This window comes from Rhizobium sp. RHZ01, from assembly GCF_014851595.1.
GTDB lineage: Bacteria > Pseudomonadota > Alphaproteobacteria > Rhizobiales > Rhizobiaceae > Rhizobium > Rhizobium altiplani.
Genome location: NZ_JACUZZ010000112.1, coordinates 1 through 433, shown reverse-complemented (window position 1 = coordinate 433; position 433 = coordinate 1). Strand labels below are relative to the sequence as shown.

2 tRNA genes are annotated in these 433 nt (G+C 58.9%); both read right to left on the bottom strand.

Annotated elements, in window-relative coordinates:
* Window positions 1–34 precede the first annotated feature (34 nt).
* Window positions 35–110 (bottom strand) — tRNA-Ala (locus IB248_RS31050).
* A 69-nt stretch (window positions 111–179) separates the two neighbouring features.
* Window positions 180–256 (bottom strand) — tRNA-Ile (locus IB248_RS31045).
* Between the last annotated feature and the right edge of the window lie 177 nt (window positions 257–433).

Genomic DNA, 433 nt, shown 5'->3' with positions numbered 1-433 from the left:
CAGAAGGATATCCCGGCTCGACACCAAAGCGATTTGGTGGAGCTGAGCGGGATCGAACCGCTGACCCCCTGCTTGCAAAGCAGGTGCTCTCCCAGCTGAGCTACAGCCCCAACCATCGCAACACCTGACAGCAAACCGTCAGGATCAGGCATTCCCTAACCATCACTTGCAAATGCAAATGGTGGGCCCGGGAAGACTTGAACTTCCGACCCCACGCTTATCAAGCGTGTGCTCTAACCAACTGAGCTACGGGCCCATCTCGCTGAACGATTAAGTCTGCGTCAGGCACCCATGCAGGCCAGAGGCCGTCGCCGGTCGTCCGGCGCCCTCGCGGAGCGCAGCACCGAAGGTGCGGACAGCGCGTGAGCGCAGAACTCAAGGTTCTATCCTTCATGAAGAAAGAGAAACGTGGACGGCGAAAGCTCGCCATACC